The sequence below is a fragment of the Bacillus sp. FAU18 genome (assembly GCF_056033885.1).
Map to the genome: position 1 here is coordinate 1,765,284 of NZ_JBVYHZ010000004.1, position 17,670 is coordinate 1,782,953.

The 17,670-nt window shown below is 46.1% G+C and carries 16 protein-coding genes; all 16 read right to left on the reverse strand.

All coding sequences use genetic code 11. The annotated features are described in order from the left end of the window. Positions 1-202: 202 nt before the first annotated feature. A complete protein-coding gene (locus AC0OMU_RS20160) occupies positions 203-1,615 on the reverse strand; it encodes an amino acid permease (RefSeq protein ID WP_015483851.1) in 1,413 nt (470 codons plus the stop codon). Then, a complete protein-coding gene (locus AC0OMU_RS20165; protein WP_181220270.1) occupies positions 1,615-3,315 on the reverse strand; it encodes a M20 family metallopeptidase in 1,701 nt (566 codons plus the stop codon). The genes AC0OMU_RS20160 and AC0OMU_RS20165 overlap by 1 nt, the downstream gene beginning before the upstream one ends. 73 nt (positions 3,316-3,388) lie before the next feature. Beyond that, positions 3,389-4,936 (reverse strand): L-glutamate gamma-semialdehyde dehydrogenase, encoded by a 1,548-nt coding sequence (gene pruA, locus AC0OMU_RS20170; protein ID WP_474241440.1) that lies wholly within the window; start codon positions 4,934-4,936, stop codon positions 3,389-3,391. A 226-nt stretch (positions 4,937-5,162) separates the two neighbouring features. Then, the gene (gene rocG / locus AC0OMU_RS20175; protein ID WP_474241593.1) at positions 5,163-6,437 is read right to left on the reverse strand and encodes a glutamate dehydrogenase; all 1,275 of its coding nucleotides are present in this window, start codon (positions 6,435-6,437) and stop codon (positions 5,163-5,165) included. A 176-nt stretch (positions 6,438-6,613) separates the two neighbouring features. Further along, the gene (gene bslB / locus AC0OMU_RS20180) at positions 6,614-7,078 is read right to left on the reverse strand and encodes a biofilm surface layer hydrophobin BslB (RefSeq protein WP_003227472.1); all 465 of its coding nucleotides are present in this window, start codon (positions 7,076-7,078) and stop codon (positions 6,614-6,616) included. Positions 7,079-7,401: 323 nt separating this feature from the next. Continuing rightward, positions 7,402-7,857, reverse strand: coding sequence for a dTDP-4-dehydrorhamnose 3,5-epimerase family protein (locus AC0OMU_RS20185; protein ID WP_003222100.1), 456 nt, complete (start codon positions 7,855-7,857; stop codon positions 7,402-7,404). Further along, the gene (gene rfbD, locus AC0OMU_RS20190) at positions 7,850-8,701 is read right to left on the reverse strand and encodes a dTDP-4-dehydrorhamnose reductase (protein WP_015250965.1); all 852 of its coding nucleotides are present in this window, start codon (positions 8,699-8,701) and stop codon (positions 7,850-7,852) included. Before rfbD ends, AC0OMU_RS20185 begins: the two co-directional genes overlap by 8 nt. 13 nt (positions 8,702-8,714) lie before the next feature. Then, positions 8,715-9,662, reverse strand: coding sequence for a dTDP-glucose 4,6-dehydratase (gene rfbB / locus AC0OMU_RS20195; RefSeq protein ID WP_474241441.1), 948 nt, complete (start codon positions 9,660-9,662; stop codon positions 8,715-8,717). Continuing rightward, complete coding sequence (locus AC0OMU_RS20200) at positions 9,662-10,402, reverse strand: sugar phosphate nucleotidyltransferase (protein ID WP_014478328.1); 741 nt, start codon at positions 10,400-10,402, stop codon at positions 9,662-9,664. Before AC0OMU_RS20200 ends, rfbB begins: the two co-directional genes overlap by 1 nt. 24 nt (positions 10,403-10,426) lie before the next feature. Continuing rightward, positions 10,427-11,446 (reverse strand): PseG/SpsG family protein, encoded by a 1,020-nt coding sequence (locus AC0OMU_RS20205; protein WP_124059374.1) that lies wholly within the window; start codon positions 11,444-11,446, stop codon positions 10,427-10,429. Between the two features lie 2 nt (positions 11,447-11,448). Next, entirely contained in the window at positions 11,449-12,171 is a 723-nt protein-coding gene (locus tag AC0OMU_RS20210; protein ID WP_047183367.1) for a glycosyltransferase family protein, read from the reverse strand. Next, positions 12,164-13,285, reverse strand: a complete 1,122-nt coding sequence (locus AC0OMU_RS20215) for an N-acetylneuraminate synthase family protein (RefSeq protein ID WP_474241442.1) — start codon at positions 13,283-13,285, stop codon at positions 12,164-12,166. Before AC0OMU_RS20215 ends, AC0OMU_RS20210 begins: the two co-directional genes overlap by 8 nt. Next, complete coding sequence (locus AC0OMU_RS20220; protein ID WP_474241443.1) at positions 13,285-14,154, reverse strand: N-acetyltransferase family protein; 870 nt, start codon at positions 14,152-14,154, stop codon at positions 13,285-13,287. Before AC0OMU_RS20220 ends, AC0OMU_RS20215 begins: the two co-directional genes overlap by 1 nt. Next, a complete protein-coding gene (locus AC0OMU_RS20225; RefSeq protein WP_327830259.1) occupies positions 14,155-15,324 on the reverse strand; it encodes a DegT/DnrJ/EryC1/StrS family aminotransferase in 1,170 nt (389 codons plus the stop codon). It lies immediately after the preceding gene. A gap of 20 nt (positions 15,325-15,344) precedes the next feature. After that, positions 15,345-16,769 (reverse strand): CDP-glycerol glycerophosphotransferase family protein, encoded by a 1,425-nt coding sequence (locus tag AC0OMU_RS20230; RefSeq protein ID WP_047183371.1) that lies wholly within the window; start codon positions 16,767-16,769, stop codon positions 15,345-15,347. A gap of 4 nt (positions 16,770-16,773) precedes the next feature. Then, positions 16,774-17,544 carry a spore coat dTDP-glycosyltransferase SpsA gene (gene spsA, locus AC0OMU_RS20235; RefSeq protein ID WP_047183372.1) on the reverse strand — a complete coding sequence of 257 codons (771 nt, stop codon included), beginning with the start codon at positions 17,542-17,544 and terminating at the stop codon, positions 16,774-16,776. Positions 17,545-17,670 lie beyond the last annotated feature (126 nt).

Here is a 17,670-nt window from a genome sequence, read left to right on the forward strand (position 1 = left end):
AAACACCTCTTCCATAATCTTCTTATCATAAAAGTTGTATTATAGTTTAGCATTGTTTTTTCACTATTTACAATTCGAACGAAATATTTATAAGTTTTATTATTTTCATTTAAACCCCATTATATATTTCTATATTTCATTCAAAAAATACATGAGGATGTAACGCGTAAAAAAAGCTCTCCGGCCTCCCGGAGAGCTTTTTTTATTGCGCCTCTGTCTGCTTTTTTTCAATCGGTTCATGATTTATACGCTTTTTGATGCTTAGATGATAGTATGCATAGCAGAAAATAATGATCGGCACACCGCAGTATAAGCCGATTCTTTGATCCGGAATGAAAATAAGGCTGATCAACACGCAGCCATATAAACAAAATCCGAGAATCGGGACTAGCGGATAAAGCGGCGTTCTGAACTCCAGATCATTCACATTTCCGCCTTCAGCAAGGAAACGTCTGCGAAAGAAAAATTGCGACGCACAAATGGACATCCACGCGACAACTGTCACCATGCCCGAGATTGAGATACACCATAAATACACTGTTTCTGCGGCCATGACACTTGTCAGCAGCGAACAGCCTGAAATGCCTAGCGTAATCAGCAGGGCATTCATCGGCACGCCTTTTTTTGTCAGTCTGGTGAGAAAGGATGGACCCATTTGATTTGATGAAAGTGACCACATCATGCGCGACGCCGCATACAATCCCGAATTAGCAACAGATAAAATGGCCGTTAAGATGACAAAGTTCATGATATCTGCCGAAAATGGGATGCCGATTTGATCGAGTACCGCCACAAACGGGCTTTCAATCACCCCCACCGTTTTGTACGGAAGGATGGCAACCAAGACGAACATAGCGAGCACAAAGAAAAACAGCGTGCGCCAAATGACATTTCGAATGGACTTTGGCAGTGTTTTTTCCGGGCTTTCACTTTCCCCTGCCGCAATGCCGACAAGCTCCGTTCCCTGGAACGAGAAGTTCACCATGACCAGCGTAAACATAACGGCCAGCACCCCATTAGGGAAAAGCCCTCTATCAGTCATAAAGTTAGACAAAAAGGGTGTTTCCTGTCCGCCTTTAAAGTCAATCAAGCCAAACACAGCGGCTCCGCCAATCACAATAAATAATATGATCGCCGCCACTTTGATGCTTGAAAACCAAAATTCCATTTCTGCAAAGCTTCTGACAGAGAGCGCATTAATCAAAAAGATGACGATGCCGAACACGAGGCACCATATCCAGATCGGAACGGAGGGCAGCCACCTTTGCATCAAAATGCCTGCTGACGTCAGCTCTAACCCCACTGTATTCGCCCAGCTGAACCAATACAGCCAGCCAATCATAAAGCCTGTCGACGGTCCCAGAAATTTAGTGGCGTAAGCCTGAAACGATCCGGCCACCGGCATGGCAACAGCCAATTCTCCTAAACAAAGCATGACGAGATACATTAAAAATCCGCCGATGATATAAGCGGCAATGGCGCCGAGCGGTCCCGCCTGGCTAATGGTAAAGCCAGAGCCTAGAAACAGCCCAGTGCCAATCACCCCTCCCAAAGCAATCATAAACAAATGCCTGCTTTTCATGCTGCGCTGCAATTCATTTTTATGATTCTGCATCATCCTTCCCCCTTTGGTTCTTTTGCCGTGATGGTCATCCGGTAGCTCTGCAAAAGGTGAACGGTGGTTTGCTGTATGAGGAGAGGCAATACATGAAATGTGTACGGTTTATAGACTCGTTCTGTCCATTTATGGCCGTCTTTTCCGTACACACCCATATTAATGGATGGAATATTCAGCTTGCGTATATCTTTGAACGGAATGGTCCCAATCACATTCCACCCAGGGAAGTTCCTGATAAAAGAATCAATTTCGCCATCGGTTTCGTGCAGTGATAAAAAACTGCCGTCTGCCAAGTAGGGGAAAAACTTTTTGAAGACAAATGTTTCGCCTGTCGATTCAGCGGTTTTGTCAGCCGCTTCTTTAATCACATGCTGCAAAAGCTGATCTCTTGCGCTATCTTCTTTCAAATAGTTATGCGGCAGGTAAGGAGGTGCGTAAAATAGAATGACTTTTGCGCCTTGATCGGGGTCAAGCTTTTGAAGCTCTTCGATTGCCTGAAAGCATCTCATGCGAAGTTCAAGGTGCTCGTTGGCTTTGAATGTCTGCTCGATACACTGCTCAGGATCTATCCCCCGGTTTCTCAGCTTTTCTAAGTATTGTTCCAGGCTATACACTTGAATGCCCCATGATAAATGTTTCTTTGGCAGGTTGGCTCTTTTTACATATTCTTCATAATAATCTGATAATTTTTGTTCTGTCTCTCGGCACGCTTCCTCAGTGACTGCAATAAGCAAATCCATCATTTCTTTTGCTGTTCTTTCATAAATAAAACAATTGAAATACAAGCTGGTGCTGACAGCCGTTTGCACATTATAGGATTCCTTGTTATCACGCTGATACAAACAGGATGGTGGCAGAACCAACTCCCCTTCAACCTTTTCTGCCAGATGGATGTTATTGTGGAGACGGCTTGTGATTTCAGATGAAATGAAATTTGGGTCAATCCCTGCCAGTGTATCGCCAACATGGACTTCACGCCCGTAAATGTAAAAGCAAGGCAGCAGTTTTCCCGCGGCTCCGGTATAGATATATCTTGTCTGATCACCATCGTAAAGCGGGGTAATAAAATCCGTATTAATAGCAGCCAAATAGTGAAGCTGTTTTTCTTTTTTTAGCCGGTTCAACTCTGAAATGCTCGCGAGAATGCCCGAATGCTGACTCTCCTCATCGGGATTGGCCATAAACAATACATTTCCCGGCAACGTCTCAAGGTTCTCCGAAAAATGCAGGAGATTGGCTAAATGCACGGCGATGCCGCTTTGCATATCGACAGATCCTCTTCCGAACATCCAATCGCCTGATTCGGCATCCCGCTGAACATCCTGATCGAACTCATAGCGGCTGAAATACTCGGCCAATTTCTCACAATCAAAAGCGATATCCTTTAAAGGGCCGAAATCTTCAATTCCAACTGTATCCAGATGGGCATGGTAAATGACTGTATTACGGCTTTCTCCATGTCCTTTAATAAACGCAAAAATATTTTTGCGATTGTATGGGTCATTGGGAATGGCCTGTTCCCACACATGACTGGGGTTTTCCTGAAAATAAGGATAGCTCGTGATCACTTCTTTGATGAAATCTGCTTTTGTCCCTTCTCCAACAGTACCGTTCACGCTGCTGAGGCTGACCAGAGATGCTGTCAGCGCCTCCACTCTTTCAGCCGGATTCATGTGACTGATTTTTGTATACTGCATAAATTGTCCTCCTGATCAAAAAGTTGAAATCGTGCGATCTGCTAAAGAATCGCACGATTTTATTTCTCTCAAATCAAAAAGCTTCGGACGTTGTTTTGGCTTGCATATGAAGAATTAAGTAATCGGGACCGCCTGCTTTTGAGTCTGTTCCTGACATATTAAAACCGCCGAACGGCTGATAGCTGACAATTGCTCCGGTACATCCTCTGTTAAAATATAGGTTTCCGACATGGAAATCCTCGCGCGCCCGTTCAATGTGCGCACGGTTTTTCGTCAGAAGCGCACCTGTTAATCCGTATTCCGTGTTATTTGCAATCTCCAGCATATGATCGAAATCACGCCCTTTGCAAATCGCAACAACCGGGCCGAAAATTTCTTCCTGCATCAAGCGGGCGTTTTCATCAACATCTGCAAAGATCGTCGGCTGAATAAAGTAGCCTTTTGAATCATCGCCTTCTCCGCCGGCCAATAGCTTGCCTTCAGATTTGCCGATTTCAATGTATTTCATCACTTTGTTGTAGGATGCTTCATGAATCACGGGACCCATATACGTATCTGGATCTTCTGGATTGCCGACAGTCAGCGTTTTGGTCAGCGCCACAGCTTTTTCCACCACTTCATCATAAACATCCTGATGGATAACCGCGCGGGAGCCCGCAGAACACTTCTGTCCTGAATATCCAAATGCTGAGTACACGATAGAGGATGCAGCAAGGTCAAGATCAGCGTCCTTGTCAACAAGCACTGTGTCTTTTCCGCCCATCTCAGCAATTACCCGTTTGAGCCATTTTTGGCCCGGCTGCACTTTGGCGGCTCGCTCATAAATCCGGCAGCCGACTGCACGGGAACCTGTAAATGAGACAAACCGTGTTTTCGGATGCTCAACTAAGAAATCACCGATCTCCGCTCCATCTCCCGGAATGTAATTCAGAACGCCGTTTGGCAGACCCGCTTCCTCCATGACCTCGACAAATTTTGCTGCCACTACCGGGGCTGCGTCAGCCGGTTTTAAGAGAATCGTATTTCCTGTCACAATCGCTGCCGCCGCTGTTCCCGCCATAATCGCGAGCGGGAAGTTAAATGGAGAAATGACGATGCCGACGCCAAGCGCTTCGTAATGATATTGATTGAACTCGCCAGCACGGCTCTTCACCGGAGCCCCTTCCTTGAGCTTTAACATTTGGCGCGCATAGAACTCTAAAAAGTCTATCGCTTCAGCCGTGTCCGCATCTGCTTCCTTCCACGGTTTTCCCGCTTCCTTCACAAGATAGCTTGAAAATTCATGCTTTCTTCTGCGCAAAATAGCCGCTGCCTTAAAGAGAATATTCGCGCGGTGCTCCGGTCTTTGTTTTTTCCAGGAATCAAATGCCTGCAATGCGGCTTGCATCGCTTTTTCAGCAAGCTCTTGATCCGCTGTAGACGCGTACCCAATGATCTCTTCTTTATTTGCCGGGTTAATAGAAATGATTTTGCGGTCCGTTTCAATTTTTTCTCCATTTATGACAAGCGGATAATGCTTGCCGAGCTGAGTGTTTACAAAGGCCAATGACTCCCCAAATGCAGTTTTATTCTTTGCTTCCGTAAAATCGGTAAATGGTTCGTGCGCGTATGTGACTGTCATATGTAGTCCCCCTCGTGTTATGAAATATATCTTCGCATATGAATAAAAATGCAAGAATCATGCCATTTTCTTGTCTTTTACTGAAAAAACTTGTTAAATCGAACAGAAATTTGTCTAACAGGTGATCACCTGTCTCTTTTTCCGATCTTGAACGCAAATTTTTTTTGCGATTTTTGCTCTTTAGGCAAAAAACAAACGCAAAATTATTTTGCGGAGGCTTCTCAAATTAGACCCATCCGCGGAATCGCGATGCTTCTGCCGATTTTCTGATGCCCGTCATGTAAGCCGCCAAACGCATATCCACTTTATGTGTTGCCGCTGTCTGATAAATTGTTTCGAACGAGCTGACCATGACGCTTCTCAATTTTTCTGCAACCTCTTCTTCCGACCAATAATATCCTTGGTTATTCTGCACCCATTCAAAATAAGAAACCGTGACGCCGCCGGCACTCGCCAGGATATCCGGCACAAGCAGCACGCCTCTATCATTCAGGATCTTAGTGGCATCAATGGTTGTCGGTCCATTCGCCGCTTCAACGACAATTGACGCCTGAATGTTATGTGCGTTTTTGGCTGTGATTTGATTGGAGATCGCGGCAGGCACTAAAATATCGCAATCCTTTTCAAGCAGCTCCTCATTTGTGATGACGTCAGTAAATAAATTGGTGACCATACCGAAGCTGTCCCGTTTATCGAGCAAATAAGGGATATCAAGGCCGTCCGGGTTGTAGAGCCCGCCATTGGCATCAGAAATCCCGATCACCTTCGCGCCCGCATCGTGCATGAATTTGGCCAGGAAGCTACCCGCGTTTCCAAAGCCCTGTATGATGATGCGCGCGCTTTGGAGCTTAATCCCTTTTTTCTTCACCGCCTCTTCAATACAAATCGTGACGCCCTGTGCCGTCGCCGTTTCCCGTCCTTGCGATCCTCCCAAAACAAGCGGTTTACCTGTAATAAAGCCCGGAGAATCGAATTCCCGCAGCCGGCTGTACTCATCCATCATCCACGCCATAATCTGCGAATTTGTGTATACATCTGGAGCTGGAATATCCTTTGTCGGACCGACGATCTGGCTGATGGCACGGACATACCCCCTGCTCAGCCTTTCCAGTTCTCCAAATGACATTGTCCGCGGATCACAAATAATACCGCCCTTCCCGCCGCCGTAAGGAAGATTGGCAATCCCGCATTTGAGTGTCATCCAAATGGATAATGCCTTTACTTCCTCTTCATTAACTTCTGGATGGAAGCGAACGCCCCCCTTTGTCGGACCGACAGCATCATTGTGCTGTGACCGGTAGCCTGTGAACACTTTGACGCTCCCATTGTCCATTTTGACCGGAATGCGGACAGTGAGCATTCTCTGCGGCTCTTTCATGAGTTCATACATATCTCCCGGATAACCCAGCTTCCGAAGGGCTTCCTTAATGATTGTTTGGGTAGACAGAAATAAGTTAAGAGCTTCTTTTTCTTCATCTTTCGAGACTTGCTTTGCTGACATCTTTTTCACCTCATTGTTTTTTTGACCGGCTGTAATGTAAGCGCTTTTAAAAATCAGCCCGCCAATTCCTTTCTGCATTGGATTCACCCTTATCATCATGCAAGATCCGTACCAGCTTTTGAATCCACAAAAAAAGAGACTGAAAACATCTCAGTCTCTGACTACAAATCTATCGATTAACGGGGATCAATCACCAGCTGCGTTTCAGCATAAAAACTGCCGATTCCCAAACCGTTTACTACATCGCCTTTAATCGTGTAAGTGCCTGCGCGAGGAAGCGTTTTGCGCACCATGACGAGGTCAAATTCGGATGCGCCTAACAAATCAAGCGTAAGCGGGAGTCTGACTGTTTTTCCATCGTTTAAAATCTGTGTTTCTTTCAGTGTTCTTCCATTCACTGAATCTCTTGTCGTAGCATGAAACCCGTCAGGAAATTGAAATTCTACCGCTCCGAGAGAAAGCACCGCATTTGGTTTATATGTCACTTCAATATCAGAAGTGGTCCACTCTTTCGTGCTGTTAATTGTTTTTGCCTCGATTGATGCAGACTGTGCATGAGCTTGGCCCGAAGGAAGTAAGATTGATAGTAAAACAGCTGAACTGATGAATAATGAAGATACGAATGAAGTTCTTTTTAGCATGACATTTCCCCCTAATTGATTGTTGAAATTTGGCCAGAGCGTCCTCTGCAGAAAAAGCGCTTTTTCATAATTCGCGAATTACCAGTTCTTTTTCTTAAAAATTAATCTATCATCATTTTCCATGGAAGTAAATGTTTTTTAAGGAATATTAACACTTGGAATTCAATGAGAATTACTTCCTGTTTATACAAGGTTCAAATGGACGATTTCTCTCTCTTTTTCTAGTAACATCCGCCTGGCATTTTCTATCTTTTATCCTATTTTAAAAAAGGGCAAAAAAAGTCGAAGATGCCTCTGCTCTTCGATTGATCACGTTCCTATTTTTATCTGAATTCAGTGTTCCAGTTAAAACCGATCGTCTCATCATTCCACGGAATTCTTTTTTCATCAGGCTGATCCGGGTTATACGACATGGTGGTAAAATAGATAATTGTCAGCGGCGTCTCTCCCAGCACTCTATATCCGTGAGCCACCCCTTTTGGGATTAATAACAGCATCGGGTTGTCTTCGCCCATATAATAGACGTCCGTTTCTCCTTTTGTCTTTGAATCCTCTCGAAGATCGTATAGGACAACCTGAGCGTGGCCGGTTGGGAAGAACCAGAGATCATCCTGCTTCTCATGATAATGAAATGCCTTAATCACACCCGGATAGCTTTTCGACCAAGAAGCCTGCCCAAAATGCTCAAGGAGATTCTCATCGTCCCGGACCAGCTCAGCAAAAAAGCCTCTGTCATCGCTATGCTTCGTCAATTTTTTCACCTTGACTCCATCAATCACATGCACTGCTCCTTTCCTGCAAATACTCTCGTAACGCTTCCCGCCAGTGGCGGGGGCGGATGCCGGCTTCTTCAATGGCCCGATGGCTCAGCACAGAGTATGCCGGGCGGGGCGTTTTGTTCCCGTATTCCTCTGTCGTTACAGGCAAAATGGCTGTTTCCAGCCCGCTTTCTTCCATAATTGCCGTCGCAAACTCATACCAGCTGCATATGCCTGAATTGCTGACATGATAGATGCCCGGCGGATGGCTGAACAGCTTGATGACCGCTTCTGCTAAATCCTTCGTATAAGTCGGCGAACCAATTTGATCGCTGACAACCCGAAGCTCTTGTTTCGTTTCAGCAAGCTTAAGCATGGTTTCAACGAAATTACTGCCGCCATGTCCGTACACCCACGATGTTCTGATGATCGTGCTGTCTTTTGTCGTTAATCGTATCAGTTCTTCTCCGAGCCTTTTGCTTTTGCCATAAATGGTTTTCGGATCGAGGGGATCGTCTTCCCTATATGGCTGGGTTCCTTTCCCATTGAATACATAGTCCGTGCTGATATGAACATATTGAGCTCCGATGCGGGTTGACTCAAGCGCTGTATAATAAGCGCCGATTCCGTTAATCAAGTACGCTTTATCAAGCTCTTTCTCGCATTGATCAACCGACGTAAACGCGGCGCTATTGACCACGATATCCGGCTGATAATGGCCAAACGAATGCCGTACTGAGCGCTGGTCAGCAATGTTCATCATCTTCTTTGTTAACGCAATGACCTCATATCCGGCTTGCTTCAGCTGGCGGCATAGTTCCAAGCCAAGCTGTCCTCCCGCCCCAGTCACCAATACCTTTGTCAATCAGATCACCTTCTCATCGGTCATTGTCTGTATACCACTGAATCGTACGCGCAATGCCTTCTTCAAACGTCACTTCCTGCCGCCAGCCCAGTTCGTTTTTCAGCTTTGATGCATTGATCGCATAGCGCCGGTCATGCCCTTTTCGGTCTTCCACGTGGGCGAACAATTCCTCACAGCCCAGATGCTTCAAAATGGCACTCGCCAGCTCTTTATTCGTGCGTTCATTTCCGCCGCCGATGTTATACACCTCGCCGTCGGTTCCTTTTTCTAAAATCAGCTTGATCGCGCGGCAATGATCCTCCGCAAACAGCCAGTCTCGGATCTGGAGTCCATCGCCATACAGCGGAACAGGCAGGCCCTGCTTCGCATGACGGATAATCGTCGGAATCATTTTTTCGCTGTGCTGATAAGGTCCGTAATTGTTGCTGCATCGTGTAATGATGGCCGGAAGCTTGTGGGTTTTCACATAAGACAACACGAGCAAATCTGAGCTTGCTTTGCTGGCTGAGTATGGGTTATTAGGAGAAAGCGGCGTCGTTTCTGTAAACGCGGGATCATCCGCTTTTAAATCCCCGTATACCTCATCTGTTGAAATATGAATCAGCTTCTTGGCTTTTCCTTTCAAGACCGCTTCCGCCAATCGGTATGTCCCCATGACATTTGTGGTGATAAACGGCTCCGCTTGGGAAATGCTTCTGTCCACATGCGATTCTGCTGCGAAGTGAATGACGCCATCGTAGGTCTCTACAAACGCCCGGTCGATATCCTCCTGAACGCTGATGTCCCCTTTTACAAAGCGAAATCGGCTGTTTTGCTGTAATTTTTCCATTTCCTCCGGGTGGCTGGCGTACGTCAGTTTATCTAAAACGGTAATGCGCGCATCGGTTTCCCTTAGCATGAGCTTTGTAAACGTGAGCCCGATGAAGCCGGCCCCGCCTGTAATTAAATATGATTTTGCCATCACTTTTCGTCCTGTCCTTTCCGTAAAGCCTGGTGTACAAGCTGGGAAGCGAGATAAAGCGATTCGTGAGTTCCGGCATCTACCCACCAGCCTGATAACACATCATACGTAAGCTGGCTGTTTTCGATGTATAGATTATTCACATCGGTGATTTCCAGCTCGCCGCGCTTTGATGGTGATATTTGTTCAATATACGAAAACACCTCTGCATCATACATATAAATGCCGGTAACACAAAGGTTAGTCGGTGGCTGTTCGGGCTTTTCGATGATGGAACGAATCCGCTTGTTTTTCTCATCAATCTCAGCAATCCCGAAGCGTTCCGGGTCATCAACTTCTTTCAGAAGCACTTTTGCTCCTTTCCCCTGCTGTTCAAAGCGTTCTGTATAAGGCTTTAATGAATCTTCAAATATATTATCACCTAATAATAAAATGAAAGACTCTTTTTTCGTAAAGCGCTTTGCATAAGACAGCCCATCCGAAATGCCCGAGGCGGCAGGCTGTACTTGATAAGTGATTGTAACGCCAAGCTCTTCTCCGTTCCCAAGCAGTTTATAAAATTGCGGCATATGCTCTTTTTGGCTGATGAGTAAAATGTCTTTTATTCCGGCTTCCTCCAGCTTCATAATCGACCAGTATATCATCGGATACGGGCCTACAGGAAGCAAATGCTTGTTGACGGCTTTCGTTAAGGGCATAAGGCGTGAGCCGTTTCCTCCGGCTAAAATAACACCTTTCACATTAACACTTCCTTACATGCATTTTTATATCTCTTGTTCATATAAATCTTGAAGAATAGCTGTTACCCGTATAATGCCTTTGCCATCCACGAGCGGCCTTCCTCCCTTGTGCAAAGAAAGGCGAAGAGGATAGCTGCTCATAATGCGTGACATCTGATAGATGAGTGTTTCATCCGGTACAAGCTCACCCAAACCAAGATCAAGAGCGGCGCCTTGGCCAGCAAATGTTTTTGCTGTTGCCGTTTGATGCTCAACCTGAGAAAGAACAAGGCACGGCACGCCGATGCAAATGGCTTCATATAGAGAGATGCCGCCGGCGACAATGGCTGCGTCCGCTTGTTTCATCAAACCTGCCATATCATTTGTCTGTTCGATCATCTTGTACTGCGGCTTCTTTTCGATCCGCCTTCGGACTGCCTCCTGATGCGGTGAAGCGCTCCCCATTACAAACATCATGTTTTTGTCTTTTATGTCGGGGACTTGATCAGCGGCAGCCAGCACTTTAAAAATAAGCTGCTTCGGATCACTTCCTCCTAATGCAACAAGGATATTGCGGCAGTCTTTCTTAAGTGTGTAATCCTCTCTTGCGGCCTGAAAGGCGGGGTGAAGAATAAGATAGTCCGGACCTTCATAGATGCGTGTGTTTCCCTGAACGTACACCCTGCCTCTGATGTCACCGTAAATTCCGTTAATGACAGCGTCACTATATTGAATTGATTTACCGTTTTTCTCTTCAAAAAGAACAATTTTCGCATCTGTCTCCGTCTTTATTTTCTTTAACAGCTCTGCAGGCGCGCCTAGAATATCAAACAAAAGCAAATCAAGCTTCTTGCTTTTTATTTCCCGGAGAATAAATTCGTGCTGCTGCAGCTCCGGCTTTACGATGACACGCCAATGCTCTTCATGAAGAAACGCTTCAGACTCCTGATTCGTGTAAAACGTAATCAAGCAGCTCTGTTTGAGTTCTTCCGCAAGTCTCTTCATCCGGACAACATGGCCCATTCCCTTTTCATAGCCGCCGTCTGCGAAGATCCCAACATGCATGGCTAGTCAGCCTCTCGTTCGGTTGCCGCATCGGGGTTCCGGTTCAGAAGGGTGATAAGCTCTGAGGCGGATACATCGGGGCGCTCGCCTGCTTTTTGATAGAGGGCCTTTATCGATTCATAGTCTTCCTTTGTATCAATGGTCAGCCGATATTGAGGGGCGCGAAATCGTTCCGGCGCCTCTAAAAACTGAACACGATAAAGAGCTGGATGATTCCTTATATATAACGTGACATGCTCCTGATATTGATCCTCCAAAGCCTGAATACGGCTGATGTCAATTAACAGGTTGGCGTTGACCACTTCGCCGCAAATCCCTAATGGCGCATTCAGGATATACGTATAATCCGATCCTTGATCAAAATGCGCCTTAATCATTACATCGAGCAGCTCCGGATCGACAAACGGATTATCACCCGTTAACCGGATGATGACTGACGGTTTAACAGCTTCTATGACCTTCACAAACCTATCGAGGACACGTTCTTCGCTCCCGCGGAAAACACGAAAGCCTTGTTTGATACAGTGCGCCTCTAATATGTCGTCAGTTTCTTTGTCAGACGTGGCGATGACAAGATTATCCCGATTCTTTTGGTAAAACGCGCTTTGCCGGACACGGTGAACGAGAATGTCAAGTAAACGATTCGATCCGAGCGGCCGAAGCACTTTTCCCGGAAGCCTTGTTGAACCCATTCTCGCTTGGATGATAAAGAGAATATCATTCATGAAACGGGCTGTCCTTCATTAAAATGTCATCCCAGACAATGCCTGTGTCGGCTGGAATGTCTCTTACAGCCCGAACCCCGCTGGTCAGCAGTTCAAAAAATCTCGGGTGCAGCCCCTGCGGCTTTTGTCCGGGCCGAAGCACTGCGATATTGTCTTCACTAAAGGCTTCACCTTTTTGAATCGGAACTGTTGTAAAAATGCCTCTGTATGCAAAATTTCTGATTTCTCCTTCGATGGAGGTTGTTGTTTTGTATGAACTGCCAAGCAGTTTTTCAGAGACCGGCTTTGTGATCCCCTGTTTCAGCTCAGCTTCCGTTTTCCTGATGCCATCGACCATTTCTTTCAATTCATCCGGATTTAATGCAAACGAGTGGTCGGCACCCGGCAGATTTTTATCGATCGTAAAATGCTTTTCTATCAGTTTTGCTCCGAGCCGAACCGCGGCACACGGCGCTTCTGTCGGATGCTCGCTATGATCGGAGAAGCCGATTACCGCCTCAGGAAAAGCGGCGGCAAGCATCGGAATGACGCTGAGGTTGCTGTACTCCGGCGGTGCTGGGTATTTCGCCACACAATGCATTATGGCAATTTGATTGTTTCCCTCTGCCCTGATGGTGCGCCAAGCTTCGTGAACATCAGAGATTTCAGCTCCGGCTGTCGAGAAAATCATCGGCCTGTTCAGCCGGGCGACATATTTGAGCAGCGGGAGATGGTTAATTTCATAGGATGCGATTTTAAAAGCGCTCGGTGAGGTAGACTGAAGCAGATCAGCTGACCCCTCGTCACATACCGTACTTAAAAAGATCACCTGCTTTTCGCGGCAGTAATCCAATAGCGGTAAAATCCACTCAGCAGGCATTTCCATAGATTGAACCAAAGAAAAAATAGAGACGTCCTTGCCCGCTGCCGTCTTGTACAAACCAGGATCCTTCTGGTACATCCTATCAGCTTGGAACATTTGAAATTTCACGGCATCCGCTCCCGCTTCCGCCGCGGCGTCTATCAGCGCAAAAGCCTGATCAAGCTTCCCGTCATGATTAATCCCCGCCTCAGCAATAATAAAAACAGGAGCGTCTTTGCCTACAGTTTTATTCGCGATCTGAAACGCTGCCATTATTTCGCCTCCTTGCCCGGCCAAATATGATAGTAGTAATACGATTGTTCAGCGGTGAAGCCCATTCGTTCATAAAGGCGGATCGCCCTTACATTGTGAAGCTGCGTCCCCGCTGTTACCGTTCTATGCTTCTGGGTCTCCGGTTGTTCTATGAGATTCGCCAATAAATGAAACGCAATACGTTTCCCTTCAAATCCCGGCTTTACAGCCATCAAATCGAGAATGCATTCATCATCTCTTGATAAGCCCTGAAGATAGCCGATGACCTCGCCATTGTGTTTAGCGACAATATTGACCGCCGCCCTTCCATTCAGATTGTTTCGTGTCCACTCCTGAAATATTTTGTTTGCTGCATCGCGGCTGAGATGAGGATCCTGAAAATATCTGCTTTTTGTAAACGAGTCTCGGGCCAGCTCACATATCGCTTCTGTGTCTCCGGGCTCAGGCGGGCCCAGTTCAAAAAATGGCGGTGTTTTGTCATAAAAAGACGGAGGCATCGCCAACTTCAGCAAACTCCCGACAAAGTAAGAGGATGGCTGCTGTTGTATCACATGCGCGGCTCCGATATCTTCAGCCGGAATACGGACAAAGATAAAATCCGTTTCATCCATTTGGCGTACAGTATAAAAAGCTTCAAACAGCCTCTTTAGCTGCCCGGTACTATTTGCCGCAAGAAGTTTGACGTTCATGACTTTCTTCTGAAGCACCTTGCTTTCCCACAAAGAATCTTCGTAAAGCAATACGCCTTGGAGCCTGCTGTTTTCAAAAAGGCCGAGGGAAAATTGATACGGAACATCCAGTGTAAGCTGTCGGCTTTGGAGAAATTCCTCAATCGCCTCTTTGGAGACATTTTCTTTTACCGTATACACTTAATCAGCCCCTTTTACGATATCCCGCACAGCTTCAATGACATCATGTACATCGTCGTCAGACATTGATGGATAGAGCGGGAGAGAAAGGGTTCGTTTATAGTAATTCATGGCATTCGGAAAGTCCGCTTCCTTATATCCAAATTGCTTTTGATAATACGGATGAATGTGTACTGGAATAAAATGAACGCTAGTGCCGATATTGTATTCATCCTTTAAAGCCGTAATCATTTCGCTGCGCGTAACCCCGGCCTTTTTTTCATCAACTTGCAGAACATATAGATGCCAGGCGTGCCTGCCGTCATCATGGACAAACGGCGTGATCAGCCCAGGAATCTGCTGAAAAGCGGTTTGATAACGGCTGGCAATCTCTTCTCTCCGTTTCTGCATATCATCCAGCCGTTTCAGCTGATGAAGTCCGAGGGCCGCCTGCAAATCAAACATATTCATCTTATAGCCGGGCGATTCGACTTCATAGTACCAGCTGCCATTTGAAGAATAACGGTTCCATGCGGCTTTACTCATGCCGTGAAGGCTTAGCACTCGGATCTTATCGGCAAGCTCCTCATCATCAGTCGTCAGCATGCCGCCTTCCCCTGTCGCGAGGTTTTTGGTGGCGTAAAAGCTGAATGCCGTTGCATCCCCGATAGAACCGATCATTCTTTGCTTATAAGTCGTATATACCGCATGTGCCGCATCCTCCAGCACGAATAAACCATGATTTTGGGCAATAGCCAATATTGCATCCATATCGCAGGACTGCCCGCCAAAGTGGACGGGCACAACTGCTTTCGTTCGCGGTGTGACGGCCGCCTCAAGCTTTACCGGGCCAATATTGAGCGTGTTTTCGTCAATATCCGCAAACACAGGCGTTGCTCCTGTATGAATAATCGTATTGGCGGTCGAGCTGAACGTAAGCGGAGAGGTAATGACCTCGTCCCCGGGCCCGATCCCTTTTGCTTTCAAAGCCAAAAATAAAGCTGCGGTACATGAATTCACCGCCACGGCGTGCTTCGCCCCGACAAACGCGGCAAACTCTTTTTCAAACTGCTGAACCTTCGGGCCTTTAGAGAGCCATCCCGATTCAAGCGTTTCTGTAACCTCCTGAATTTCTTCCTTACCGATTAACGGCAATGAGTAAGGGAGAAAATGATTTCTCTTTTGCACCATTTCTTTGCGCTCCTATCATTTTATTCAGTATCTTCCCGCCTGTAATCAACTCCTGTTTTGGCTTTCAGTTCCGCAAATAAAGCATTTGTTGATTCTGCCACCGGATAATTAGCCGCTATGAATGCCAAGCGCGCCTCTTCTGCTTTTTGATGCACGTCTGGACTTCGAAGAACCTCAACCAAGGTCTGCGCAAGTTCATCCGGCTGGTCAAACATAAAATCGCCAAGAGACTCATAATACGGATACGAGCGATTTCCGGACGATTTTCCGATCAGCACAGGCTTTTGAAACAGCATGGCTTCAAGACCGACTGTCGAGGTTTGCGTCACTGCGGCATCAGCATACGGCAGCAAATCATAAAGCTCCAGCTCCTTTTTGATGACTCTGCATGCTTTATGTTTTTTCGCCGCCTCGTGATACAGATCAAGCTTGTTTTTTCCGATTTCCCACGGGTGGGGTTTGATAATAATCTGCAGCTGCTTCTGATCAGAAAGCCCCTGCAGCACACCGGAATAAAAATCTTCTGAAAAGGGCTGAGTGGCAATGAGCACAATTTTTTTAGTCGGCTGAAAAGCAAGTTTTCGATAGAATATGGACATATCCATAGGCGTTCTGTTAAAAATCTGATCGAAGCGGGGATGTCCCGTTACGAGAATCTGCTCGGGTTTACAGCCTTTTCGCATGAACCACTCTGCTTCATAAGCACCAAAAACAGCTTGATAGCTTGTAAAAACAGGAATGAAGGCTTCATCTCCCATCAATGCGCCATGCTGAAGACAAATACTGACGGCCCCTTTTCTTTGACACATGAGAGCGAGCACCCTGCTGTAAATGTCTTCTGCCGTTCCGACAATAACAGCTGAAATCTTTTCCTGTTCAAACAGCGCATCAACTGTATCAATGGCCTCTATAAATAAAGGAATATCTTTGAAAAGCCGGTCGCGAAACGCTTGATCACCAAATGCCGGGTGATCATCATAAGGGGCAAGAAGCGAACAGGCTGTTTCGAGATACTGCTTCGAATCGCCTTTTTGGCATGAATCCGCAATCTCCCGCTTGCTAATTACAGGCAGATCACAATAATCCGGCAAACTCCATCTGGCCAAAACAGCCGTTTTTTCAGGATCAAATTGATAGTAATTTTCGTTTGAAAAACGCAGGTAATCAAAGTGCAAAATGACTTTCCCTTTAACAGGTTCGTCATTTGTTTTTACGATTTTTTGGATTCTTTCTTCAAAAAACGGCTGAATCTGTCCCTCATCGATATGCTGATCCACCGATCCGAATAATTCCGGTTCTTCTTCCATCATCACCCTCAGCTCAGGACTGATGTATTGATAAAAATTACTGATAAGCCCAAGCGGAATCCCTTTGTAGCGAAGTTTGTCAAAAAGCTCCACGTACTTCCGGTACAGCACCCAATAATTGCTTAAATAGGCCGACAAGCTCTCACCCCATTCCAAGCTTTTTTAATGATTCACGCAGTTCTCGGCAATTTCGCTGCGGAGGAAGGTTCCTGACAAATTCATTTTTTTCTGATTCAAACAGCTGAAAGTGAATCGATTGGTCGGTAATATAATTCAGGTCCAGCTCCTCATCCAGCGGGTAAAACGGATAAAAATGATTGACTCTCCAAAAGAACCGGGCATCTCCTATACGGTAAAACGCCGGGCTTTCATCCCAATAGGAGCCAAACTTCTCCTTTACCTTCTCAAGCACCGAATACCTGTGCATAACCGAGCAATGATCGATTGCGCACGGCGCGTTCCATGTCACTTGAGCGGCAGGCCTGACAGTTTCTTTTACAATGTCGCGATTCTCGTTTAAATGATAGGTTTTGGAGGCTGAGTAAATCACAGCCTTTTCAGGATGGGTATCGAGCTCCCGCACCATTTTCAGGAGGCGGTCCGGCATATAGATGTTGTCATCCGTCGCATAGGTGATATATTCACCCTCCGCCATATCAATCGCCTGATTGATCAGTGCAGCGTATCTCGTTTTTTCTGTTCTTTCCTTCACTCCAGATACATCGCTTTGATAAAAACGCACTCGGTTATCATTCAAAAAAGGACGGATTACATTCAGCGTCTCTTCATTGGAGTTGTCATCCATAATAAACAATTCAAAATCTGAAAACGTTTGTGAGAGTATGCTAGAAATGGACTTTGCCACATAATCGCTTTTGTTATAGCTCGTCATAATGACTGATACTTTAGGCAAATCCTACACCTCCTTCTTGGAACTTCACACCTGAAACTATCGTTATCTTATGTTGCTTATGCTCGAGTTGCGCTAGGGATACAAACCAATATGCGAAAAGTTTGTGTATGTCTCTGAAAAACAGCG